Here is a 23,404-nt window from a genome sequence, read left to right as displayed (position 1 = left end):
TATAAAGGCCGCGGCGGCGGCTGTCCCGGCGCAATGATGATGACAACCGGATGATTTTTCTTTACTGCAGGAAATAATCGCTATGCTTACTGCCTATAACAGCCGGTTTTTTTCATAAAAGTGTCACAAAACTGACGCATAATGGCGCCCGAAAAGTCGCTAACACATTGGCAGGATTGACGATGGCAAGACGCATACTGGTGGTGGAAGACGAAGCGCCGATCCGTGAGATGGTGTGCTTTGTGTTGGAACAAAATGGTTACCAACCGTTGGAAGCCGAGGATTATGACAGCGCCGTGACGCGTCTGTCTGAGCCGTTCCCTGATTTGGTGTTGCTTGACTGGATGTTGCCCGGGGGTTCCGGCATTCAGTTTATCAAACATATGAAGCGCGAAGCGCTGACCCGCGATATCCCGGTGATGATGTTGACCGCGCGCGGCGAAGAAGAAGACCGGGTACGCGGCCTGGAAGTGGGGGCGGATGATTACATCACCAAGCCGTTCTCGCCCAAGGAGCTGGTGGCGCGCATCAAGGCGGTCATGCGCCGCATTTCACCGATGGCGGTGGAGGAGGTGATTGAAATGCAAGGGCTGAGCCTGGACCCGTCCTCCCACCGCGTGATGGCGAACGATCAGGCGCTGGACATGGGGCCGACCGAGTTCAAGCTGTTGCACTTCTTTATGACCCACCCGGAGCGGGTTTATAGCCGTGAGCAGTTGCTTAATCACGTCTGGGGCACTAACGTTTATGTGGAAGACCGTACCGTTGACGTGCATATCCGTCGGCTCCGCAAGGCGTTAGAAACCAGTGGGCATGATAAAATGGTTCAAACCGTTCGGGGCACCGGCTACCGGTTCTCAACGCGCTACTGATCGCGCCGCGCTGGAGAATATGCCGTGTTAGAACGTCTGTCGTGGAAGAGGCTGGCTCTGGAGCTGGCTCTTTTTTGTTTGCCCGCCTTACTGCTGGGGCTGATTTTCGGTTATCTGCCTTGGTTCCTGCTGGCCTCCGCGCTGGCTGCGCTGGTGTGGAATTTCTACAACCAGCTCAAACTCTCCCATTGGCTGTGGATCGACCGCAGCATGACGCCGCCGCCCGGCCGCTGGAGCTGGGAGCCGCTGTTTTATGGCCTGTATCAGATGCAGCAGCGCAACCGCCGCCGCCGGCGCGAGCTGGCGCTGCTTATCAAGCGTTTTCGCAGCGGGGCCGAATCGCTGCCTGACGCGGTGGTGATGACCACCGTCGAGGGCAACATCTTCTGGTGCAACGGGCTGGCGCAGCATCTGCTCGGCTTCCGCTGGCCGGAAGACAACGGCCAGCACATCCTTAACCTGCTGCGTTATCCGGAATTCAGCCACTATCTGCAACAGCAGGAGTTTTCGCGTCCGCTGACGCTGCAGTTGAACAACGAACACTACGTCGAATTCCGCGTGATGCCGTATTCCGAAGGGCAGTTGCTGATGGTGGCGCGCGACGTCACCCAGATGCGCCAGCTGGAGGGCGCGCGGCGCAACTTCTTCGCCAACGTCAGCCATGAGCTGCGCACGCCGCTGACGGTGCTGCAGGGCTACCTGGAGATGATGGGCGACGAAGAGCAGGACGGTTCGCTGCGCAGCAAGGCGCTCAGCACCATGCAAGAGCAGACCCGCCGGATGGACGGGTTGGTCAAGCAACTGCTGACGCTGTCGCGCATCGAGGCGGCGCCCAATGTCGACATGAACGAGCGGGTGGATATCCCGCTGATGCTGCGGGTGTTGCAGCGCGAGGCGCAATCGCTGAGCGGCGGCAATCATGAGATCACCTTCCGGGTGAACGAACAGCTCAACGTGTTCGGCAATGAAGACCAGTTGCGCAGCGCGGTGTCTAACCTGGTGTACAACGCGGTCAACCACACGCCAAAGGGCACCCATATCGAAGTGAGCTGGCAACAGACGGCGCATGGCGCGCAGTTCCAGGTCAGCGACAACGGGCCGGGCATCGCCGCCGAACACCTGCCGCGCCTGACCGAGCGTTTTTACCGCGTCGACAAGGCTCGCTCGCGCCAGACCGGCGGCAGCGGGCTGGGGCTGGCGATCGTCAAGCACGCGCTCAGCCATCACGACGCGCGGCTGGAGATCCTCAGCGAACCGGGGATCGGCACCCGCTTTATCTTTACCTTGCCCAATCGGTTGATTGTTCCCGCCGCTTTATCAGAGAATGCGGTGAAAAATTAACGCGAGACACCGGTATGACCCGAATAACCCGAGGGCTGTTGCTTTGCCTGGCGCTGCTGGCCGGACGCGGCGCGCTGGCGCAGCCTGACGGCATGTTGGCGGGCAACCTGTCCAGCGTCGGTTCCGACACGCTGGCGAATCTGATGGCGCTGTGGGCGCAGGATTTCAGCCAGCATTACCCCAACGTTAACCTGCAGATCCAGGCCGCCGGCTCGTCGACCGCGCCGACCGCCTTGGCGGCGGGCGCCGCGCAGCTCGGCCCGATGAGCCGGCCGATGAAGGCGGCCGAGATCTCGGCATTCGAACACCGTTACGGCTATGCGCCGCTGGCGGTGCCGGTAGCGGTGGATGCGCTGGTGGTATTGGTGCATCAGGATAATCCGCTGCGCGGCCTCAATCTGCAGCAGCTCGACCGCATTTTCTCCGCCACCCGGCGCTGCGGCGAAAGCAAACCGCTGACGCGCTGGGGCGAGCTGGGGCTGAGTGGCGACTGGGCGACGCGTTCGCTGCAGCGTTTCGGCCGCAACTCGGCGTCCGGCACCTACGGCTATTTCAAACTGCGCGCGCTGTGCGGCGGCGATTTTATGCCGCGCGTCAATGAGCTGCCCGGCTCGGCCTCGGTGGTGCAGGCGGTGGCCGGTTCGCTCAACGGCATCGGCTACGCCAGCATTGGCTTTCGCGCCAGCGGCGTGCGGCTGCTGCCATTGGCGGAGTCGGGAGAGGACTATGTCGCGCCTACCGCCGCCAACGTGCGCAACGATCGCTACCCGCTGTCGCGCTATCTGTATATCTACATCAACAAAGCCCCCCATCAACCGCTGGAGCCGCTGACCGCCGCGTTCCTCGATCGCGTGCTGTCGACACCAGGCCAGAGCCTGGTCAACCACGACGGCTATCTGCCGCTACCGCCGGCCACCCTGCAGAAGACCCGTCAGGCGCTGGGGTTGCCACTGCTCGCGCCGGCCATGGCGCAATAAGCGACAAAAAACGGCGCAATTTTCACCTTTTTTTATGGCGAAACGAAGCTCATACCACGCGAAAATCGGCTTTTCATTGGCGATTTCGAGCGGTAAAGCGATATATGCTTCACGTTTTGTGAATTCATTGTTCAAAAATGATACAAATCATGTAGTGTATATTTATTGATAACCAATATGATCGACTGGTGGCAAAAGTTTATATGGTCGATAGCTCTGCTTTTCGCCGTGCGTCTTGCCTTGAAGCGCTATAAACGTTTACCTTAGCCTTCGTTGTCGGATTAAACCTCCATTTTTATAACTCCTAAAATTTTGCCCATCTTTATGAGCGGCCACTTTCGAATAGGGACATAAACGCCGGATCGACTGCGTTTAGGGTGCTTATTTGGCGCGGCGACGATCGGGCATGCCGGCAACCGGGTGGGGCGTCACGCCACCACGCTATCGGACCCTTTTTTTCATTTGAACAGGCAACACGACATCGTATGAGTCATCGTTTAACGTCAAAAGATATCCTGGCACTGGGCTTTATGACCTTTGCCTTATTCGTCGGGGCCGGGAACATCATCTTCCCGCCGATGGTCGGTTTGCAGTCCGGTGAACACGTCTGGACTGCGGCGCTGGGCTTCCTGATCACCGCCGTGGGCCTGCCGGTCATCACCGTCATCGCGCTGGCACGCGTCGGCGGCGGCATCGACGCCCTCAGTTCGCCAATCGGCCGCGGCGCCGGCTTGCTGCTGGCGACCGTCTGCTACCTGGCCGTAGGCCCGCTGTTCGCGACGCCGCGTACCGCCACCGTGTCCTTCGAAGTGGGCATCGCCCCGCTGACCGGCGACGGGGCCATGCCGCTGTTCATCTATAGCCTGGTGTACTTCGCGCTGGTGATCGGCATCTCTCTGTATCCGGGCCGCCTGCTCGATACCGTCGGCCATGTGCTGGCGCCGCTGAAGATCGTCGCGCTGGCCGTACTGGGCATCGCCGCGCTGCTGTGGCCTGCCGGCGCGCCGATTCCGGCGACGACGGCTTATCAGAGCGTGCCTTTCTCCTCCGGCTTCGTTAACGGCTATCTGACCATGGATACGCTGGGCGCGCTGGTGTTCGGCATCGTTATCGTCAACGCGGCGCGTTCGCGCGGCGTGAAAGACGCCGGTTTGTTGACCCGCTACACCATTCTGGCCGGTTTGATCGCCGGCGTGGGCCTGACGCTGGTGTACCTGAGCCTGTTCAAACTGGGTTCCGGCAGCGGCGCGCTGGTGCCGGACGCCACCAACGGCGCGGTGATCCTGCACGCTTACGTTCAGAACACCTTTGGCGGCCTCGGCAGCTTCTTCCTGGCGGCGCTGATCTTCATCGCCTGTATGGTGACCGCGGTCGGCCTGACCTGCGCCTGCGCCGAGTTCTTCGCGCAATACCTGCCGTTCTCGTACAAGACGCTGGTATTTATCCTGGGCCTGTTCTCGATGGTGGTGTCCAACCTCGGCCTGAGCCACCTGATTCAGATCTCCATTCCGGTGCTGACCGCGATTTATCCGCCGTGCATCGTGCTGGTGGTGCTGAGCTTCACCCTGCGTTGGTGGCACAGCGCGCCACGCATCATCGCGCCGGTGATGCTTGTCAGCCTGTTGTTTGGTATCCTTGACGCGGTGAAAGCCTCCAGTTTCCAGCAGCTGCTGCCGGCCTGGACCACTCACCTGCCGCTGGCGGAGCAGGGGTTGGCATGGTTGCCGCCTTCGCTGCTGATGCTGGCGCTGGTCGCGATTTATGATCGGGTGTGCACGCGTTCCCAAGTGACCGCGCACTGATAATCCCCCGGCTTAATCCAGGGCCACGGACATGTCCGTGGCTTTTTTACGTTTAAAACTATGGGTCATTTTCATGCAACAACAGTCACCCACCACTGTCCCCGACAATAAGCTGAAACGCGGCCTCAGCACGCGTCATATCCGCTTTATGGCGTTGGGGTCGGCCATCGGCACCGGCTTGTTCTACGGCTCGGCGGACGCCATCAAAATGGCTGGCCCGAGCGTGCTGCTGGCTTACCTGATCGGCGGCATCGTGGCCTTCATCATCATGCGCGCACTGGGGGAGATGTCGGTCAACAACCCGCAGGCCAGCTCGTTTTCCCGCTACGCGCAGGACTACCTCGGCCCGATGGCGGGTTACATCACCGGCTGGACTTACTGCTTTGAAATCCTGATCGTCGCTATCGCCGACGTGACCGCTTTCGGCATCTATATGGGGGTCTGGTTCCCGGAAGTGCCGCACTGGATCTGGGTGCTGAGCGTGGTGCTGATCATCGGCGCCATCAACCTGATGAGCGTCAAGGTATTCGGCGAGCTGGAGTTCTGGTTCTCGTTCTTCAAGGTCGCCACCATCATCATCATGATCGCGGCCGGTATCGGCATCATCATCTGGGGTATCGGCAACGGCGGGCAACCGACCGGCATTCATAACCTGTGGTCGAACGGCGGCTTCTTCAGCAACGGCTTTATCGGCATGATCCTGTCGCTGCAGTTGGTGATGTTCGCTTACGGCGGCATTGAAATCATCGGCATCACCGCCGGCGAAGCCAAAGATCCGAAAAAATCGATTCCCAAAGCCATCAACTCGGTGCCGTGGCGCATTCTGGTGTTCTACGTCGGCACGCTGTTCGTCATTATGTCTATCTACCCGTGGAACCAGGTGGGCACCAACGGCAGCCCGTTCGTGCTGACCTTCCAGCATATGGGCATCACCGTGGCGGCGGGCATTCTCAACTTCGTGGTGATCACCGCGTCGCTGTCGGCGATCAACAGCGACGTGTTCGGCGTCGGCCGCATGCTGCACGGCATGGCCGAGCAGGGCCACGCGCCGAAAATGTTCAGCAAGGTGTCGAAGCGCGGCATTCCCTGGGTGACGGTGGTGGTGATGATGCTGGCGCTGCTGCTGGCGGTATACCTCAACTACATCATGCCGGAGAGCGTGTTCCTGGTGATCGCGTCCCTGGCGACCTTCGCCACCGTGTGGGTGTGGATCATGATCCTGTTCTCCCAAATCGCCTTCCGCCGCAGCCTGAGCAAAGAGCAGGTGAAGCAGCTGGCGTTCCCGCTGCGCGGCGGGGTGTTCACCTCGGTGGTGGCGATCGTGTTCCTGGTATTCATCATCGGCCTGATCGGCTACTTCCCGACCACGCGCGTCTCGCTGTACGCCGGCCTGGTCTGGGTGGTGTTGCTGCTGGCGGGGTACTGGTTCAAGGTCAACCGCCAGAAAAAACGCGCGCTGCTGGCGACGCAGCAAGACTAAATGGAAAAACACCGGCTGAGGCCGGTGTTTTTTTAGGGGCAGGCGTCAAGCGAAGTCCAGCTTGCGCAGTTTGGAAACGTCGATGGACTGCCTGGCCTGCCACAGATCGTAAGCATCTTGCATTCCCATCCAGACCTGTTCGGAACTGCCTATTACGATGGACAGGCGGATGGCCATTTCCGGCGAGATATCGGATTTACCGCTGATCAGGCGTTGAACCGTAGACGGCGCGACGTCCAATGCTTTGGCCAGCGCGCGCGCGCTGAGATTCAGCGTTTCCATGGTTTCTTTGATCAACTCACCAGGATGAGGAGGATTATGCATGCGGTTCATTAGTGATAGTCCTCATAATTCACGATATAAACATCACCCTCGACCAGTTCAAACGTGATGCGCCAGTTACCGGTCACGGTGACGGACCATTGCCCATTGCGAGCGCCCGTTAGCGGATGCAAGAAGAAGCCGGGTAAATCCACGTCATCAATCACTTTCGCTAAATCCAGCACGCTCAGCCGCAGCGCGATTTTTTTCGCCTGTTTGGCGTCGATACCTGCTGTTGAACCGGTTTCGAAAAACTTTTTGAGTCCCTTATGCTTGAAGCTTCTTATCATCCTGATGGCTCCATGAGTGTTGCGCTATACGCATCATAGTAGGGCGTTGCGTATCACGCAACAAATTGGGGCGTTTTTTAACCCACTATGTCTGGCGTTTGTCTTCCGCTTCCTCATCCCCGGCGGCGCGGGCTTCGATGCGTATGCCGCCGTCGTTCAGGCGTTCCTCCTCTTCCTCGCCGGCGCAGCGCGCCAGCACTTCGCGAATGTCCTGCAGGTTGCTGCTGAGGGCGCTCAGCGAAGGTTGCAGATTGCGGGGCATGCGGCTTTCATCCAGCAAAGCGTTGTGCAGGCAGCCGATAAACAGCAGGGTGGCCATCAGGGTAAACAGCCGATGACGTATCCGTTTCAGCAAGGGCTTTCCCTCTCGGTGGTGAAGGTGAGGGCGCATTAACGCCGTTTTCGCCGGGGAAAAGAAGGGGATGGAGATATCTGCTGGCAATTGAAAGCGAATAATTACCAGCAGACACAGTTACGTCAGCCGACGTCAGGAAGCGTTCGCGCTTTGTTGCAGCATGCCGCGCAGGTCATTGCCGGTTGGCGTTTGATGCACGCGCAGGCCGAACTCGTCGATCACCGCCAGAATATGGTCGAAAATATCCGCCTGAATGCTTTCGTACTCCGCCCAGACCGTGGTGTTGGTGAAGGCGTAGATTTCCAGCGGCAGACCCTCCGGCGTCGGCGCCAGCTGGCGCACCATCAGCGTCATGTTCTGGTGAATGCGCGGGTGAGCGCGCAGGTAGGCTTCCAGATAGGCGCGCAGCGTGCCGAGGTTGGTCAGGCGGCGGCCGTTGAGCGGCGAGGCCAGATCGACGGCGATCTCCTGGTTGTGCTGGCTCAGCTCCTGGGTCTTGACGTTCAGGTAGCTGTGCAGCAGCGGGTTGCGCTGCAGGCTGCGCTGTTCCTCTTCCGACAGGAAGTGCACGCTGCCGGTGTCGATATTCAGGCTGCGCTTGATGCGGCGCCCGCCGGATTCCGACATCGAGCGCCAGTTTTTGAACGAGTCGGAGATCAGCGCGTAGGTGGGAATGGTGGTGACGGTGTTGTCCCAGTTACGCACTTTGACCGTGGTCAGGCCGATGTCGGTGACCGCGCCGTCGGCGCCGTATTTCGGCATTTCCAGCCAGTCGCCGATCTTCAGCATATCGTTGGCGGAGAGCTGGATGCCGGCCACCAGCCCGAGGATCGGATCCTTGAACACCAACATCAAAACCGCGGTCATGGCACCCAGGCCACTGAGCAGCAGCAGCGGCGATTTGCCCATCAGCAGCGAGACGATCATGATGCCGATCAGGATCGCCGCCACCAGTTTCAGGCCCTGGAAAATGCCGCGCAGTGGCAGCTGATTGGAGATCGGACTTTGGCGCAGCAGCGCCAGCAGCGTATCCAGCAACGAGAACAGCGACAGCAGGGTGAAGGCGAGGATCCACACCTGCGCGGCGGTAACGATCACCGCCTGAGTCTGGCTGCCGCTCTGCAGCCACAGCGTCGCCTGGATGCTGATGATCACCCCTTGCAGCAGCAGCGCCACGCGCTGGAACAGTTTGTATTGGGTGATGGCCTGTTGCCAGACGCGTTGCGACTGCTGGCCGCGGCGCTGAAGGGCGGCCAACACCACCCGGTGCAGCACCAGGTGGATCACCACCGAGATCAGAACAATCAACCCCAATACCATCAACAGCGACATCACTCCGCCGAATTCCAACCCAAATTGTTCCAGCCAGCGCGTTATCTGTTGTTGCATTACCGCTCCTTAAAAAATGCGCAAAAAATATCCTGTAAGCTCAAAACGCGTTAGCCTAAGGGTTAACGTGCAGGATTTGTGCCTGTTTACCTTTTTTTACATCGGGTTAGCGTTATTTTTCGGTCTCCGCCCCCCGGCTCATCCCCGGGTTTTGCGGTCAGAGAGGAGGGGGAGTTGCACTTAACGTGGCATTGTTCGCTTCTTGAAGAACGCCGTCGATTTCGTTTGGTACAGCAGGAGAACAGTATGCTTAACGCCTGGCATCAACCGGTTCCGCCTTTTGTGGTGAAGCAAGGGCAACGTTTGGATATCACGCTGTGGTTACAAGGGGATGAGCTGCCGGAACGGGTGTTTTTGCGCGCCGAACCGGACAACGAAGAGTGGCTGTTGGTGATGAAAGCGCAGCGCCACGAGGGGATGCGGCGCTACCAGGCCAGCCTGACGCTGAATGAGGGCGAGCCGACGCGGCGTTACTGCTTCAAGCTGCTGTGGGCCGATCGCCAGCAGTGGTTCGGCCCGCAGGGCTGGTCGCCAACGCCGCCGGGCCAGCTGGCGCAGTTCGCCGTCGACGAGCCCGACCATGGCCCCGAGTGGGTGGCGGATCAGCTGTTCTACCAGATTTTCCCCGATCGCTTCGCCAGCAGCGGCGGCGAGCACGGCATCCAAAGCGGCAGCTACCGCCATCACGCGGCCGGCGCCGAGGTGATTCGGCGTGACTGGCAACACCCGTTGGAGGATCGCCACGCCGCCTCGACCTTTTACGGCGGCGATCTGGACGGCATCTGCGCCAAACTGCCGTACCTGCAGCAGCTGGGCGTGACGGCGCTATACCTGAACCCGATTTTTACCGCGCCGAGCGTGCATAAGTACGATACCGAGGATTATTACCAGGTCGATCCGCACTTCGGCGGCAACGCGGCGCTGGCGCGTTTGCGAGTGAGCACTCACAAGGTAGGCATGAAACTGGTGCTGGACGGGGTGTTCAACCACACCGGCGACTCGCATCCGTGGTTCGACCGCCATCGCCAAGGGCAAAACGGCGCCTGCCACCATCCCGATTCGCCGTATCGCGGCTGGTTCAACTTCTACCCGGACGGCCGCGCGCTCGACTGGAAGGGCAACGCCAGCCTGCCGAAGCTCAACTTCGCCGAGCCGCAGGTGGCGGAAGCGATCTATCGCGGGGAAGGCAGCGTGGTGCGTCACTGGCTGCGCCCGCCGTACAGCATCGACGGTTGGCGGCTGGACGTGGTGCATATGCTGGGGGAGAACGGCGGCGCTGCCGGCAACCTGCGTCACCTGGCGGGCATCTATCAGGCGGTGAAGCAGGAGAATCCTCAGGCCTACGTAGTGGGCGAGCACTTTGGCGACGCGCGTCGCTGGCTGCACGCCGGCGTGGAGGATGCGGCGATGAACTACATGGGGTTCGCGCTGCCGGTGCGGGCGTTTTTGGCGGGGCTGGACGTGGCCTATCACCCGGTGCGGCTGGACGCCGCCGGGTGCGCGCAGTGGATGGACGGCTACCGCGCCGGGTTGCCGCACGGCCGCCAGCTGATCCAGTTCAACCAGCTGGACAGTCACGATACCGCGCGTTTCCTCACGCTGTTGCAGGGGAACGCGGCGCGCATGCAGATGGCGGCGGTGTGGTTGCTGAGCTGGATCGGCGTGCCTTGCCTCTATTACGGTGATGAGATTGGCCTGGACGGCGGCAACGATCCGTTCTGCCGCAAGCCGTTCCCGTGGGACGTCGGCGACTGGGATCGGCCGCTGCTGGCGCTGTTCCAGCGCATGGCCGCGCTGCGTAAACAGAGCCTGGCGCTGCGTCGCGGCGGCTGTCAGGTGCTGTACGCCAGCGGAGAAACGCTGGTGTTCGTGCGCCTGTATCAGCAGGAGCAGGTGCTGGTGGCGCTGCAGCGCGACGGCAGTGGCCAGGCGCAGCTGCCGCACAACCCGCTGTTGGCCCGCGGCCCGTGGCGGCGTGTGGAAGGGCGGGGAGAGTTGAGCGAAACGACCGGCGGGCTGCGCCTGCAGCTGGCGGAAGAATCGGCCACCGTGTGGCGCTGTGAAGGCTAAGGGAACTGCGGGGGCCGAAGGGCCCCCGCGATTAAGGTGAGTGGGCGTTTACATCAGTAACCGACCGCGGAGCCTGCCGGGCGACGCACGTCGTTGGCGCCGTACAGGTAACCTTCGCGCACTTTGCCGGAAACCGCCGAATCGTTGCCGGAGTTGGCCGGGCTGACGCCCGCCGCGCCCGGCAAACCGACCAGAATCAGTTCGGCGGCGCCCCACGGCGTTTGTTCGACCATCTTATAGCCCATGCCGCTCAGCAGTTTCAGCGTATCGGCGGAAACGCCGCGCTGTTCGTAGTACACCTCATCCGGCAGCCATTGGTGATGGATGCGCGGCGCGTCCACCGCTTCCTGCGGCGCCATGCCGTGGTCGATCACGTTCAACGCAGTCTGCAGGGTGATGGTGATGATGCGCGAACCGCCAGGCGAGCCCAGCACCATAAAGATCTTGTTGTCCTTGGTCACCAGCGTCGGGCTCATTGACGATAGTGGGCGCTTACCGGGGGCAATGCTGTTGGCGGTGCCTTGCACCAGCCCGTACAGGTTTTTCTCGCCCACTTTGACCGTAAAATCGTCCATCTCATCGTTGAGGAAGAAGCCGGTGCCCGGTGCGATCACCACGGCGCCGAAGCGGCCGTTGACGGTATAGGTGGTGGAGACCGCGTTGCCGTCATGGTCGACGATCGAATAGTGGGTGGTTTCCGGCTTCTCATGCGGTTCCATGCCGGGCTGCACATTTTCCGACGGCGTGGCCTTGTCCGCGACGATTTTCTTGCGGATCTGCTCGGCGTAGCTCTTGCTCACCAGCCGGTCGATCGGGTTCTTGATGAATTCCGGGTCGCCGAGGTAGGTGTTGCGGTCCATGTAGGCATGGCGCATCGCCTCGGTCATGGTATGAATGGCCGCCGCCGAGTTGAAGCCCATGCTTTTCAGGTCATAGCCTTCCACCACGTTGAGGATTTCGCACAGCGTCACGCCGCCGGAGCTGGGAGGCGGCGCCGACACGAACTTGTAGCCGCGATAGCTGCAGGTGATCGGTGGGGTTTCGGTGACTTTATAGTTGGCGAAGTCGGCCGCCGTCAAAATGCCGCCGCCCTGTTTGGCCGCCGCCTCTACCGCCTGCGGGATCTTGCCTTTGTAGAAGGCGTCGGTCCCCCCTTTGGCGATGGCTTCCAGCGTATTGGCCAGATCGGTTTGCACCAGTTTGTCCCCCGGCTGCAGCGGACTGCCGTCCGGGCGCAGGAAGATTTTGGCCGACTCGGGATCCTGTTTGAAGCGTGCAACGGTGGTGTCGAGAATATCGGTGTCGGCGCGGGTCAGCACAAAGCCTTCGCGCGCCAGCCTGATCGCCGGCGCCAGCACCTGTTCGCGGCTCAGCTTGCCGTACTTCTCACGCGCGGTTTCCATTCCCAGCACGGTGCCCGGTACGCCGGCCGCCAGATAGCCGTACAGGCTGGCGTCTTTCTTCACCTTGCCGTCGGCGTCCAGATACATGTTGGCGCTGGCCGCCGCCGGCGCAGTTTCACGGAAGTTGATGAAGGTGTCGGTGCCGTCCGCCAGGTGGACGGTCATAAAGCCGCCGCCGCCGATGTTGCCGCAGCAAGGGTTAACCACCGCCTGCGCATAGCCCACCGCCACGGCGGCATCGATGGCGTTGCCGCCCATCTTCAGGATATCCACGCCGACCTGCGAGGCCAGGTGTTGCGAGGTGACCACCATGCCGTTTTTGGCTTCCACCGCCGGGTTGGATGCCGCATACAGGCTGCCGCTGACCAGCAGCGCCGCCATGGTCAGGGGTTTGCTCCATTTCTGTAAAAACATAGTTATTCCTACCCTGTCAGTTTTTTATTGTGTTGTGTTTGCTTGCCGCTGTTCACTTGCAAAGCGCGAGCCAGCGTTATTGATAGTAGCCGCAGATGGGCGTGCGCGCGGCGAGCAGGGTAGGAAATGTGAGCGGAAACAGGGAAATAAAGCACTGAAGGTGGGCGGTCTGCCCCATAAAGGGGCATAAAAAAACCGGCCGCGTGGGCCGGTTGATTCACTATCAGGCTGAAATTACAGCTTGGCAGCGTTTTCAGACAGGTATTTTGCAACGCCGTCTGGGGAAGCGCCCATACCTGCTTTGCCTTTTTCCCACTGAGCCGGGCACACTTCACCGTGCTCTTCGTGGAATTGCAGCGCGTCGACGGTACGGATCATTTCGTCGATGTTACGGCCGATTGGCAGGTCGTTAACAACCTGAGCACGCACGATGCCGTCTTTGTCGATCAGGAAAGAGCCGCGCAGCGCAACGCCGGCTTCCGGGTGTTCGATGCCGTAAGCTTTCTGGATTTCACGCTTAACGTCAGCAACCATTGCGTATTTCACTTCACCGATGCCGCCTTTGTCGACAGGGGTTTTACGCCATGCGTTGTGAACGAATTCTGAGTCGAAGGAAACGCCAACCACTTCAACGCCACGCTTCTGGAACTCTTCATAGCGGTGATCGAAAGCGATCAGCTCGGAAGGGCATACGAAGGTGAAGTCCATTGGCCAGAAGAACAGTACGGCCGGTTTGCCGTTCAGGTGCTTCTTCAGGTTGAAGTTTTCAACGATTTCGCCGCTACCCAGTACGGCAGCTGCAGTGAAGTCAGGGGCTTGACGAGTTACCAGGACCATAATTACTCCTGTAATAGGTGTTAAAGGGTGGATGTAAAAACAAGGGCCAGTATAGGGGCCGCGACTTGGTGAATAAAGGGTAAAAGACCAATCGATGAGATAGCTTTCACCTATCAAAGTCGTTGATATAATTTAGCGAGCTTTAAAAATAACCTTTTCCCACAAAAGGGCAAGCGGCAAAACGTAAATTCTTGCAAGGCGTTGCAATTTCAATGACTTGGGCTTGACCTCAGAGCGCTTTGTCCTTCGCCTGTCGCATCATTTGCGGGTAAAACTGCCAGAACTGTGTTTCAAGCTGATGATAATGTTGCTCGACGTCGGCGAACGAGCCGGCCAGCGCATCGAGGCGCGGGCGGCGGCTGGCCATGCCCTGCAGCACCCGGGCGATGAACGGCAATTCGGCGTAGCGCTCCAGCCAGCGTTCCGGCCACAGGTAGCCGTTCAGGTTCTGAAAGCGCGGCGGCGTGAGCGGCAGAAAAGGTTCGATCTGGCTGCGGGCTTCCTGGGTAAACTGGTGCAGGTCGCGTGAAGGCTCCAACTGCTGCCAGTGGCGCGCCAGAAAATGGTCCCACACCACGTCGAGGGTGATCGGCGCCACGCGGCGGTAGGGGGCGCTGAAATAGTCGCGGCTGGCTTTGACCTGCGGCAGGCTGTCGGTCAGCACGTCGACGCGGCGGTGCATCATGATGCCGGCCACCACGTCGGGCTGGTAGTCGGCGGCGGGGTTGCCGCGCACGAAATCGGCCAGCAGGTTGCCCAGCAGCGAGCTGTCCGCCAGCATGGCCAGGTGAAGATGAGCGAGAAAATTCATCCCTCAACTATACCCGAAGTCAGGCAAATCCTCCTTATTTCTTGCCGCTGACCGCCCCCGGCTTTAGACTAGGCCGCCTGTTTTTTACCAACCAGCCCTAAATTGAAGAAGTGAATACCCATGCGCGTCGCTGATTTTTCGTTTGAACTTCCCGAATCCCTGATTGCCCACTATCCCCAGGCCGAACGCAGCGCATGCCGCCTGCTGCAGCTGGACGGGCCGAGCGGGGCATTGACGCACGGCGTATTCACCGATCTGCTGGATAAGCTGGAAGCCGGCGACCTGCTGGTGTTCAACAATACCCGCGTGATCCCGGCGCGCATGTTCGGCCGCAAGGTCAGCGGCGGCAAGATTGAAGTGCTGGTGGAGCGCGTGCTGGACGACCATCGCGTGCTGGCGCACGTGCGCGCGTCGAAAGCGCCGAAGCCGGGCGCCGAGCTGCTGTTGGGGGATGACGAGAGCATCGCCGCCACCATGGTAGCGCGCCACGAGACGCTGTTCGAGCTGCGCTTCAACGACGAACGCGACGTGTTCACTATCCTCAACGCCGCCGGCCACATGCCGCTGCCGCCTTATATCGCCCGCCCGGATGAAGACGCCGACCGCGAGCTGTATCAGACGGTCTACAGCGAGAAACCCGGCGCGGTCGCCGCGCCGACCGCCGGCCTGCACTTCGACGAACCGCTGCTGGCGGCGCTGCGCGCCAAGGGCGTGGAAATGGCGTTCGTGACGCTGCATGTCGGCGCCGGCACCTTCCAGCCGGTGCGCGTGGAAACCATCGAAGATCACGTGATGCACGCCGAATACGCCGAAGTGCCGCAGAACGTGGTCGATGCGGTGCTGGCCTGCAAGGCGCGCGGCAAACGCGTCGTGGCGGTGGGCACTACCTCGGTGCGCTCGCTGGAAAGCGCCGCGGCGGCCAGCAAAGAGGCGCTGATTGCGCCGTTCTTCGGTGATACCAGCATTTTTATCTATCCGGGCTATCACTATCAGGTGATCGACGCGCTGGTGACCAATTTCCACCTGCCGGAATCGACCCTGATCATGCTGGTGTCGGCCTTCGCCGGTTATAAAAATACCATGAACGCCTATCAGCAGGCGGTGGCCGAGCAGTATCGCTTTTTCAGCTACGGTGATGCGATGTTCATCAGCCGTAACCCGCAGGCGGAAAACGAGTCCGTCGGCGGTTAATTTCCCGGGCTGCGCCCACGGCGCGGCCCCGTTTCAACGACATCAGACTGTTTCTCTGATGCTGGAGGCTTTGTGAAGTACGAACTACAAACTACCGATGGCCGCGCACGCCGCGGCCGCCTGATTTTCGACCGCGGCGTAGTGGAAACCCCGGCCTTTATGCCGGTCGGTACCTACGGCACGGTCAAGGGCATGACGCCGGAAGAAGTGAAAGAGACCGGCGCGCAGATCCTGCTGGGCAACACCTTCCACCTGTGGCTGCGCCCTGGCCAGGAGATCATGAAGCTGCACGGCGATCTGCACGATTTCATGCAGTGGCCGGGCCCGATCCTCACCGACTCCGGCGGTTTCCAGGTGTTCAGCCTGGGGGCGATGCGCAAGATCAAAGAGGAAGGCGTGTACTTCCGCAATCCGATCAACGGCGACAAGGTGTTCCTGAGCCCGGAAAAATCGATGGAAATCCAGTATGACCTGGGTTCCGACATCGTGATGATCTTCGATGAATGTACGCCGTACCCGGCCGACTGGGACTACGCCAAACGTTCGATGGAAATGTCGCTGCGTTGGGCGCAGCGCAGCCGCCAGCGTTTCGACGAGCTGGAAAATAAAAATGCGCTGTTCGGCATCATTCAGGGCGGCGTTTACGAAGATTTACGTGATGTTTCAGTAAAAGGGCTGGTGGATATCGGCTTTGATGGGTACGCTGTGGGCGGCTTGGCTGTAGGCGAGCCGAAAGAGGATATGCATCGCATTCTTGAACACGTTTGCCCGCAAATTCCGGAAGATAAGCCACGCTATTTGATGGGCGTCGGCAAGCCGGAAGATTTGGTGGAAGGCGTGCGCCGCGGCATCGACATGTTCGACTGCGTCATGCCGACCCGCAACGCCCGCAACGGCCATTTGTTCGTGACTGACGGTGTGGTAAAAATCCGTAATGCCAAGCACAAGGATGATACTTCTCCGCTGGATAAAGACTGTGATTGCTACACGTGTCGCCATTACAGCCGCGCCTACTTGCACCATCTCGACCGTTGCAACGAAATATTGGGTGCTCGACTGAACACAATTCATAACCTGCGTCACTACCAGCGCCTGATGGCGGGTTTACGCCAGGCTATCGAAGAGGGTAAATTAGAGCAGTTTGTTGCGGATTTCTATGGTCGGATCGGCAAGCCGATTCCGCCTTTAAACGCTTGATCTAATAATTGATAACTTAATGAGGGAATTTCAATGAGCTTTTTCATTTCTGACGCCGTCGCATCCGCAGGGGCTCCGGCTCAGGGAAGCCCGTACTCTCTGATCATTATGCTGGTGGTGTTCGGCCTGATCTTCTACTTCATGATCCTGCGCCCACAGCAGAAGCGCGCGAAAGATCACAAGAAGCTGATGGACTCCATCGGTAAGGGCGACGAAGTGCTGACCACCGGCGGCCTGATCGGTCGCGTGACCAAAGTGGCCGACACTGGCATCATCGCCATCGCGCTGAACGACACCACGGAAGTGATGATCAAGCGTGACTTCGTGGCGGCCGTTCTGCCGAAAGGTACCATGAAGGCCCTGTAATCTTTTTTCCCGAAGGGAATTGCCGTGCTAAACCGTTATCCTTTGTGGAAGTATCTGATGTTGATCGTCGTGATCCTCGTCGGTCTGCTTTATGCGCTTCCCAACATCTACGGTGAGGATCCGGCCGTACAAATCACTGGCGCGCGCGGCGTCGCCGCCAGTGAAACTACGCTGGACCAGGTCCGTACCGTATTAGAAAAAGACAACATCGCGAGCAAGTCGATTGCGCTGGAAAATGGCGCCATCCTGGCTCGCTTTAAAGATCCTGACGTTCAGCTGCGCGCCCGCGAAGCGCTGGTGACCGAGCTGGGTGACAAATTCGTCGTGGCGCTGAACCTGGCGCCGGCTACGCCGACCTGGCTGGCCATGCTGGGCGCAGAGCCGATGAAACTCGGTCTGGACCTGCGCGGCGGCGTGCACTTCCTGATGGAAGTGGACATGGACACCGCGTTGAGCAAGCTGCAGGAACAGACCATGGATACCCTGCGCAGCGAGCTGCGCGAGAAGGGCATTCCTTACGCGTCTATCCGCAAGCTGGACAACAACGGCGTGGAAGTTCGCTTCCGCGACGATGCGGCCCGTGACCAGGCCATCAGCTATATCGGCCCGCGTCAGCGCGATCTGGTGCTGTCCGCCAATGGCGCCAACACCATGAAAGCCAGCCTGACGGACGCCCGTCTGAGCGAAGCGCGCGAATACGCCGTACAGCAGAACATCACTATCCTGCGTAACCGCGTCAACCAGCTCGGCGTCGCCGAACCGCTGGTGCAGCGCCAGGGATCCGACCGCATCGTGGTTGAGTTGCCGGGCATTCAGGACACCGCGCGCGCCAAAGAAATTCTGGGCGCCACCGCGACGCTGGAATTCCGTCTGGTGAACACCAATGCGGACGCCACCGCGGCGGCCAACGGCCGCGTGCCGGGCGATTCCGAGGTGAAATACACCCGCGACGGCCAGCCGATCGTGTTGTACAAGCGCGTGATCCTGACCGGTGACCACATCACCGACTCCACCTCGAGCACCGACGAATACAACCAGCCGCAGGTTAACATCTCGCTGGACAGCGCCGGCGGCACGTCGATGTCCAACTTCACCAAGGACAACATCGGCAAACCGATGGCGACCCTGTTCGTGGAGTACAAGGACAGCGGCAAGAAAGACGCCAACGGCCGTGCGGTGCTGGTGAAACAGGAAGAAGTGATCAACGTGGCGAACATTCAGTCGCGTCTGGGCAACAGCTTCCGCATCACCGGCATCGGCAACCCGAACGAAGCGCGTCAGCTTTCGCTGCTGCTGCGTGCGGGTGCGCTGATTGCGCCGATTCAGATCGTTGAAGAGCGCACCATCGGTCCAACCTTGGGTCAGCAGAACATCACCCAAGGTCTGGAAGCCTGTCTGTGGGGCCTGGTGGCGTCCATCGTCTTCATGGTGGTCTGGTACCGTAAGTTCGGCGTGATCGCCACCACGGCGCTGGTCGCTAACCTGGTGTTGATCGTCGGCGTGATGTCCCTGTTGCCGGGGGCGACGCTGACCATGCCGGGCATTGCCGGGATCGTGTTGACGCTGGCGGTGGCGGTCGACGCCAACGTACTGATTAACGAACGTATCAAGGAAGAGCTGAAGAACGGCCGATCCGTTCAGCAGGCGATCCATGAGGGCTATAAAGGCGCGTTCTCCAGTATCGTCGACGCCAACATCACCACCCTGATCACCGCGGTCATCCTGTACGCAGTCGGCACCGGTTCGATCAAGGGCTTTGCGATCACCACCGCTATCGGTGTGGCGACGTCCATGTTCACCGCGATTGTCGGTACCCGTGCCATCGTCAACCTGCTTTACGGCGGCAAACGCATTAACAAGCTGTCTATCTGAGGAGTGCGTTGTGGCACAGGATTATACTGTTGAGCAACTCAACTACGGCCGTAAAGTCTACGACTTTATGCGCTGGGACTACGTGGCTTTCGGCATCTCGTTGGTGCTGTTGGTCGCGTCGATCGCCACCATGTCGGTGCGCGGCTTTAACTGGGGTCTGGATTTCACCGGCGGTACGGTGATTGAAATCAACCTGGAGAAGCCGGCTAACCTCGACCTGATGCGCGACACGCTGGAGAAGGCCGGGTTCCAGGATCCGATTATCCAGAACTTCGGCAGCAGCCGCGACGTGATGGTGCGCATGCCACCGGCGACCGGCACCGCAGGCCAGGAACTGGGCAATAAGGTGATCGGCGTGATCAACGACTCGGTGGATAAAAACGCCACCGTGAAGCGCATTGAGTTCGTCGGCCCGAGCGTGGGCAGCGAGCTGGCGCAAACCGGCGGCATGGCGCTGCTGGTGGCGTTGATCTGTATCCTGATCTACGTCGGCTTCCGCTTCGAATGGCGCCTGGCGCTGGGGGCGGTTATTGCGCTGGCGCACGACGTGATCATCACGCTGGGCGTGCTGTCGCTGTTCCACATCGAGATTGACCTGACCATCGTCGCGTCCCTGATGTCGGTTATCGGTTACTCGCTGAACGACAGCATCGTGGTCTCCGACCGTATTCGTGAGAACTTCCGCAAGATCCGCCGCGGCACGCCTTACGAGATCATGAACGTGTCGTTGACCCAGACGCTGAGCCGTACGCTGATGACTTCCGGGACCACCCTGATGGTGGTGCTGATGCTGTACATCTTCGGTGGCGCGATGCTGCAAGGCTTCTCGCTGGCGATGCTGATCGGCGTGTCGATCGGTACCGTTTCCTCTATCTACGTCGCGTCCGCGCTGGCGTTGAAGCTGGGGATGAAACGCGAACACATGCTGCAGCAAAAAGTGGAAAAAGAGGGCGCGGATCAGCCTTCGATTCTGCCTTAACCGCCGCAGTATTCAGCGAAATGAGAAGGAGCGCCTATCGGCGCTCCTTTTTTTTGCCTCGGATTTCAGTGTTGCTGCACCACCGCCGGCTGGGCGGTGGCTACCAGGCTGTGCAGACGGATATAGCCCAGCTGTTCCGGCGTCAGGCCGCTGAAGCGCAGCTCGAAGTCCTGCCCGGGTTTCGGCAGCAGCGAGTCGGCGCTGGCGATCGGTTGCGACAGCGCCTCGGCGGTCAGCGGCCGGCCGGTGGCCGCGTCCAGTTGGCCCCATTCCACCACCGCTTTAAACGGCGGCAGCGTGGCCTGTGAGAGGATGCGCACATGCAGCTGCGCCTGGGCACCGTTGGCTTCGCTCTTGATGTGGCTCAGCGAAACGCTCAGTTCGCCGATGCCGCTTTGCAAACGGGCGGCGCTCCGCGCCGCCGGCAGCAGGTAGACGCCGTTGTCGGAGTGCTGATTGAGCTGGTTTTGCCGCTCCAGCGCGGTGGCCTGATCGGTCAATACGCTCACTTTTTGGTTAAGTGCGGCGACCTGATGGCGCAGCTGAGGCACGGCGGCGTTGTGCGCGCAGCCAGTGAGCAACACGGCGGCGGCGAGCAGGGCGGTTTTGGGATAACGGGTTGTCATGACGGCGATTTCCTATGCTGAATCTCCTGCTATCAAGCTTAGCCCGCATGGCGGTGAAAGTCATATCGGCGCCGCCTGCCCGCCGCTTATCGCAACAAATGGCCGACGCCCTTTGTTGTGGCTTCACTTCGGGTTAAACTGCATTTATCTATAAAAAACGTTTATCAGGACGTGTTATGCATTGCCCTTTCTGCGCCGCCGTTGATACCAAAGTCATTGATTCCCGCCTGGTGGGGGACGGTTCGCAAGTACGCCGTCGTCGCCAGTGTCTGGTATGCAATGAACGCTTCACCACCTTCGAGGTGGCCGAGCTGGTGATGCCGCGAGTGATTAAAAGCGATGAGGTGCGCGAGCCGTTCAACGAAGACAAACTGCGTCGCGGCATGCTGAAAGCGCTGGAAAAGCGCCCGGTCAGCTCGGACGACGTGGAAAACGCCCTTAACCATATCAAATCCCAACTGCGCGCCACCGGCGAACGCGAAGTGCCGACCAAGTTAGTCGGCAATCTGGTGATGGACGCGCTGAAAAAGCTGGATAAGGTCGCCTACATTCGCTTCGCGTCGGTGTACCGCAGCTTCGAAGACGTGCGCGAGTTCGGCGAAGAGATTGCCCGCCTGCAAGACTAAAGGATCTTTCATGCATCACGACGAATTTTACATGGCGCGCGCCTTCGAGCTGGCGCGGCTGGGGCGTTTCACCACCGCGCCCAATCCGAACGTCGGCTGCGTTATCGTGCGCGACGGCGAAATTGTCGGTGAAGGCTATCATCTGCGCGCCGGCGAGCCGCACGCGGAAGTGCACGCGCTGCGCATGGCGGGCGACAAGGCGCGCGGCGCCACCGCCTATGTGACGCTCGAGCCGTGCAGCCATCACGGCCGCACGCCTCCCTGCGCCGATGCGCTGGTGGCCGCTGGCGTGACACGGGTGGTCGCGGCGATGCAAGATCCCAATCCTCAGGTGGCGGGGCGCGGCTTGTACAAGCTGCAGCAAGCCGGCGTCGAAGTACGTCATGGCCTGATGCTGGCCGAGGCCGAAGCGGTCAACCTGGGCTTCCTCAAACGCATGCGCACCGGTTTTCCCTATGTGCAACTGAAGCTGGGCGCGTCGCTGGACGGCCGCACGGCGATGGCCTCCGGCGAAAGCCAGTGGATCACCTCACCCGAAGCGCGTCAGGACGTGCAGCGGCTGCGCGCGCAGAGCGCCGCCATTCTCAGCACCAGCGCCACCGTGCTGGCGGACGATCCGTCGCTGACGGTGCGTTGGGATGAGCTGGATGCCGAGACCCAGCGCCTCTATCCGCGCGAAAATCTGCGTCAGCCGCTGCGTATCCTGCTCGACAGCCAAAATCGCATCACCCCGCAGCATCGTGTGGTGCAGCAGCCGGGCGCTACCTGGCTGGCGCGGCTGCAGGCGGATGAACAGGCCTGGCCGCAAGACGTTGAGCAGTTTATCTGCCCGGCGCACGGTGGCGGCGTCGATCTGGTGGTGATGATGATGCTGTTGGCCAAGCGCCAGGTGAATTCAATCTGGGTGGAGGCGGGGGCGACGCTGGCCGGCGCGCTGCTGCAGGCCGGCCTGGTGGATGAGCTCATTTTGTACATCGCGCCAAAACTGTTGGGCGATAATGGCCGCGGCCTGTGTCATTTGCCGGGCCTTGAGCGTCTGGCCGACGCACCGGAATTCGTCTTTAGCGACGTGCGCCAGGTTGGCTCCGATCTGCGTTTGCGCCTGCGGGCGAAACACTGAATCTCGCGCCCGCGCGCCGGTTTTACAAAAGCGCCGCGCAGGCGATGAAAGAATATGATAGAATCCGCCCCCCTGCGGGGTATTGAACCCATTTTTAAGGAAAGCCCATGAAAGTTATCGAAGGTGTTGTTGCTACTCCAAATGCCCGTGTGGCGATCGCAATTGCACGTTTTAACAATTTCATCAACGACAGCCTGCTGGAAGGCGCCATCGACGCGCTGAAACGCATTGGTCAGGTTGCTGACGACAACATCACCGTTGTCTGGGTCCCGGGCGCTTACGAGCTGCCGCTGACGGCGAGCGTATTGGCCAAAACCGGCAAATACGACGCGGTTATCGCGCTGGGCACCGTTATCCGTGGGGGCACCGCGCACTTCGAATATGTGGCGGGCGAAGCCAGCTCCGGCATCGGCAACGTTGCGATGAATGCCGAAATCCCGGTTGCCTTTGGCGTGCTGACCACCGAAAGCATCGAACAAGCGATCGAACGCGCCGGCACCAAAGCGGGCAACAAGGGCGCTGAAGCCGCGTTGACCGCACTTGAAATGATTAATGTTATCAAAGCTATTAAAGCCTGAATTTAGTTAAGGGGAATTCCGTGAAACCTGCTGCTCGTCGCCGCGCTCGTGAGTGCGCTGTTCAAGCGCTTTACTCTTGGCAGTTGTCTAAAAACGACCTTGCCGATGTTGAACACCAGTTCCTGACGGAGCAGGATGTCAAAGATGTTGACGTCGCCTATTTTCGCGAGTTGCTGTCCGGCGCGGCAGTGAATGCAGGTATGCTGGACGAACTGATGGCGCCTTACCTGTCGCGTCAGCTCGAAGAGCTGGGCCAGGTGGAACGCGCGGTGCTGCGCGTCGCGCTGTTTGAACTGAAAATGCGCGAGGATGTCCCTTACAAGGTGGCGATCAACGAAGCGATCGAGCTGGCGAAAACCTTCGGCGCGGAAGACAGCCACAAGTTTGTGAACGGGGTGCTGGATAAAGTGGCGCCAACCCTTCGCAAGAAAAAGTAAAAACATTAAGGCCGGCATTCCCGGCCTTAATTTCTTCTAGTGGAATATCG

At 60.1% G+C, this 23,404-nt stretch carries 23 protein-coding genes; 15 read left to right on the top strand and 8 right to left on the bottom strand.

Translation table 11 applies throughout. The annotated features are described in order from the left end of the window. Positions 1–182 precede the first annotated feature (182 nt). The 5 genes from phoB (at position 183) to proY (ending at position 6,472) form a co-directional block, all read left to right on the top strand. On the top strand, positions 183–872 hold the full coding sequence (phoB, locus tag J0X03_RS18950; protein ID WP_004940438.1) for a phosphate response regulator transcription factor PhoB: 690 nt from the start codon (positions 183–185) through the stop codon (positions 870–872). A 24-nt stretch (positions 873–896) separates the two neighbouring features. Beyond that, a complete protein-coding gene (gene phoR, locus J0X03_RS18945; protein WP_004940434.1) occupies positions 897–2,213 on the top strand; it encodes a phosphate regulon sensor histidine kinase PhoR in 1,317 nt (438 codons plus the stop codon). A gap of 14 nt (positions 2,214–2,227) precedes the next feature. Continuing rightward, a complete protein-coding gene (locus tag J0X03_RS18940) occupies positions 2,228–3,190 on the top strand; it encodes a PstS family phosphate ABC transporter substrate-binding protein (RefSeq protein ID WP_160204019.1) in 963 nt (320 codons plus the stop codon). Between the two features lie 485 nt (positions 3,191–3,675). Beyond that, on the top strand, positions 3,676–4,992 hold the full coding sequence (gene brnQ, locus J0X03_RS18935) for a branched-chain amino acid transport system II carrier protein (RefSeq protein ID WP_021504688.1): 1,317 nt from the start codon (positions 3,676–3,678) through the stop codon (positions 4,990–4,992). A gap of 73 nt (positions 4,993–5,065) precedes the next feature. Continuing rightward, positions 5,066–6,472, top strand: coding sequence for a proline-specific permease ProY (proY, locus tag J0X03_RS18930; RefSeq protein WP_033651183.1), 1,407 nt, complete (start codon positions 5,066–5,068; stop codon positions 6,470–6,472). Positions 6,473–6,517: 45 nt separating this feature from the next. Here the strand turns inward: proY and J0X03_RS18925 are convergent, their stop codons facing one another. The 4 genes from J0X03_RS18925 to J0X03_RS18910 form a co-directional block, all read right to left on the bottom strand. Beyond that, positions 6,518–6,805 carry a HigA family addiction module antitoxin gene (locus J0X03_RS18925; RefSeq protein ID WP_025160069.1) on the bottom strand — a complete coding sequence of 96 codons (288 nt, stop codon included), beginning with the start codon at positions 6,803–6,805 and terminating at the stop codon, positions 6,518–6,520. Continuing rightward, a complete protein-coding gene (locus J0X03_RS18920; RefSeq protein WP_033651073.1) occupies positions 6,805–7,083 on the bottom strand; it encodes a type II toxin-antitoxin system RelE/ParE family toxin in 279 nt (92 codons plus the stop codon). Before J0X03_RS18920 ends, J0X03_RS18925 begins: the two co-directional genes overlap by 1 nt. Before the next feature lie 85 nt (positions 7,084–7,168). Beyond that, the gene (locus J0X03_RS18915; RefSeq protein WP_033651074.1) at positions 7,169–7,438 is read right to left on the bottom strand and encodes a hypothetical protein; all 270 of its coding nucleotides are present in this window, start codon (positions 7,436–7,438) and stop codon (positions 7,169–7,171) included. Positions 7,439–7,570: 132 nt separating this feature from the next. Continuing rightward, complete coding sequence (locus tag J0X03_RS18910; protein WP_122004305.1) at positions 7,571–8,827, bottom strand: mechanosensitive ion channel family protein; 1,257 nt, start codon at positions 8,825–8,827, stop codon at positions 7,571–7,573. Between the two features lie 246 nt (positions 8,828–9,073). Here J0X03_RS18910 and malZ point away from each other — a divergent pair, with 246 nt between their 5' ends. Further along, the gene (malZ, locus tag J0X03_RS18905; protein WP_206975666.1) at positions 9,074–10,897 is read left to right on the top strand and encodes a maltodextrin glucosidase; all 1,824 of its coding nucleotides are present in this window, start codon (positions 9,074–9,076) and stop codon (positions 10,895–10,897) included. A 53-nt stretch (positions 10,898–10,950) separates the two neighbouring features. Here malZ and ggt read toward each other — a convergent pair whose 3' ends face one another. From ggt to J0X03_RS18890, 3 genes are all read right to left on the bottom strand, one after another. Continuing rightward, positions 10,951–12,714 carry a gamma-glutamyltransferase gene (gene ggt / locus J0X03_RS18900; RefSeq protein ID WP_033637292.1) on the bottom strand — a complete coding sequence of 588 codons (1,764 nt, stop codon included), beginning with the start codon at positions 12,712–12,714 and terminating at the stop codon, positions 10,951–10,953. Between the two features lie 234 nt (positions 12,715–12,948). Then, positions 12,949–13,551: a peroxiredoxin C gene (locus J0X03_RS18895; protein WP_004940403.1), complete on the bottom strand. Its 603-nt coding sequence runs from the start codon at positions 13,549–13,551 to the stop codon at positions 12,949–12,951. 229 nt (positions 13,552–13,780) lie between these two features. Beyond that, positions 13,781–14,362 carry an ACP phosphodiesterase gene (locus J0X03_RS18890; protein WP_046688353.1) on the bottom strand — a complete coding sequence of 194 codons (582 nt, stop codon included), beginning with the start codon at positions 14,360–14,362 and terminating at the stop codon, positions 13,781–13,783. Positions 14,363–14,482: 120 nt separating this feature from the next. On the opposite strand from J0X03_RS18890, the gene queA reads away from it, so the two are divergent. The 5 genes from queA to secF all read left to right on the top strand — a co-directional run bounded on the left by queA (position 14,483) and on the right by secF (position 19,967). Further along, complete coding sequence (queA, locus tag J0X03_RS18885) at positions 14,483–15,553, top strand: tRNA preQ1(34) S-adenosylmethionine ribosyltransferase-isomerase QueA (protein ID WP_060659875.1); 1,071 nt, start codon at positions 14,483–14,485, stop codon at positions 15,551–15,553. Positions 15,554–15,625: 72 nt separating this feature from the next. Then, a complete protein-coding gene (tgt, locus tag J0X03_RS18880) occupies positions 15,626–16,750 on the top strand; it encodes a tRNA guanosine(34) transglycosylase Tgt (protein ID WP_016928877.1) in 1,125 nt (374 codons plus the stop codon). A gap of 33 nt (positions 16,751–16,783) precedes the next feature. Continuing rightward, positions 16,784–17,116: a preprotein translocase subunit YajC gene (yajC, locus tag J0X03_RS18875; RefSeq protein ID WP_004940391.1), complete on the top strand. Its 333-nt coding sequence runs from the start codon at positions 16,784–16,786 to the stop codon at positions 17,114–17,116. Between the two features lie 24 nt (positions 17,117–17,140). Continuing rightward, entirely contained in the window at positions 17,141–18,988 is a 1,848-nt protein-coding gene (secD, locus tag J0X03_RS18870) for a protein translocase subunit SecD (protein WP_071845087.1), read from the top strand. 10 nt (positions 18,989–18,998) lie between these two features. Beyond that, positions 18,999–19,967 (top strand): protein translocase subunit SecF, encoded by a 969-nt coding sequence (gene secF / locus J0X03_RS18865; RefSeq protein WP_019454209.1) that lies wholly within the window; start codon positions 18,999–19,001, stop codon positions 19,965–19,967. Between the two features lie 65 nt (positions 19,968–20,032). Here the strand turns inward: secF and J0X03_RS18860 are convergent, their stop codons facing one another. Next, on the bottom strand, positions 20,033–20,593 hold the full coding sequence (locus J0X03_RS18860) for a SadB/YajI family lipoprotein (protein ID WP_046688354.1): 561 nt from the start codon (positions 20,591–20,593) through the stop codon (positions 20,033–20,035). A gap of 176 nt (positions 20,594–20,769) precedes the next feature. Between J0X03_RS18860 and nrdR the strand changes: the two genes are divergently transcribed. The 4 genes from nrdR to nusB all read left to right on the top strand — a co-directional run bounded on the left by nrdR (position 20,770) and on the right by nusB (position 23,354). After that, the gene (gene nrdR / locus J0X03_RS18855; protein WP_004940387.1) at positions 20,770–21,219 is read left to right on the top strand and encodes a transcriptional regulator NrdR; all 450 of its coding nucleotides are present in this window, start codon (positions 20,770–20,772) and stop codon (positions 21,217–21,219) included. Positions 21,220–21,229: 10 nt separating this feature from the next. After that, complete coding sequence (gene ribD / locus J0X03_RS18850; protein WP_102948085.1) at positions 21,230–22,339, top strand: bifunctional diaminohydroxyphosphoribosylaminopyrimidine deaminase/5-amino-6-(5-phosphoribosylamino)uracil reductase RibD; 1,110 nt, start codon at positions 21,230–21,232, stop codon at positions 22,337–22,339. 107 nt (positions 22,340–22,446) lie between these two features. Continuing rightward, positions 22,447–22,917 carry a 6,7-dimethyl-8-ribityllumazine synthase gene (ribH, locus tag J0X03_RS18845; protein ID WP_004940385.1) on the top strand — a complete coding sequence of 157 codons (471 nt, stop codon included), beginning with the start codon at positions 22,447–22,449 and terminating at the stop codon, positions 22,915–22,917. Positions 22,918–22,937: 20 nt separating this feature from the next. Next, positions 22,938–23,354: a transcription antitermination factor NusB gene (gene nusB / locus J0X03_RS18840; RefSeq protein WP_004940384.1), complete on the top strand. Its 417-nt coding sequence runs from the start codon at positions 22,938–22,940 to the stop codon at positions 23,352–23,354. Positions 23,355–23,404: the final 50 nt, after the last annotated feature.

It is taken from the genome of Serratia ureilytica (assembly GCF_017309605.1).
Classification (GTDB): Bacteria; Pseudomonadota; Gammaproteobacteria; order Enterobacterales; family Enterobacteriaceae; genus Serratia; species Serratia ureilytica.
This window is presented reverse-complemented; position numbering and strand designations above follow the sequence as displayed.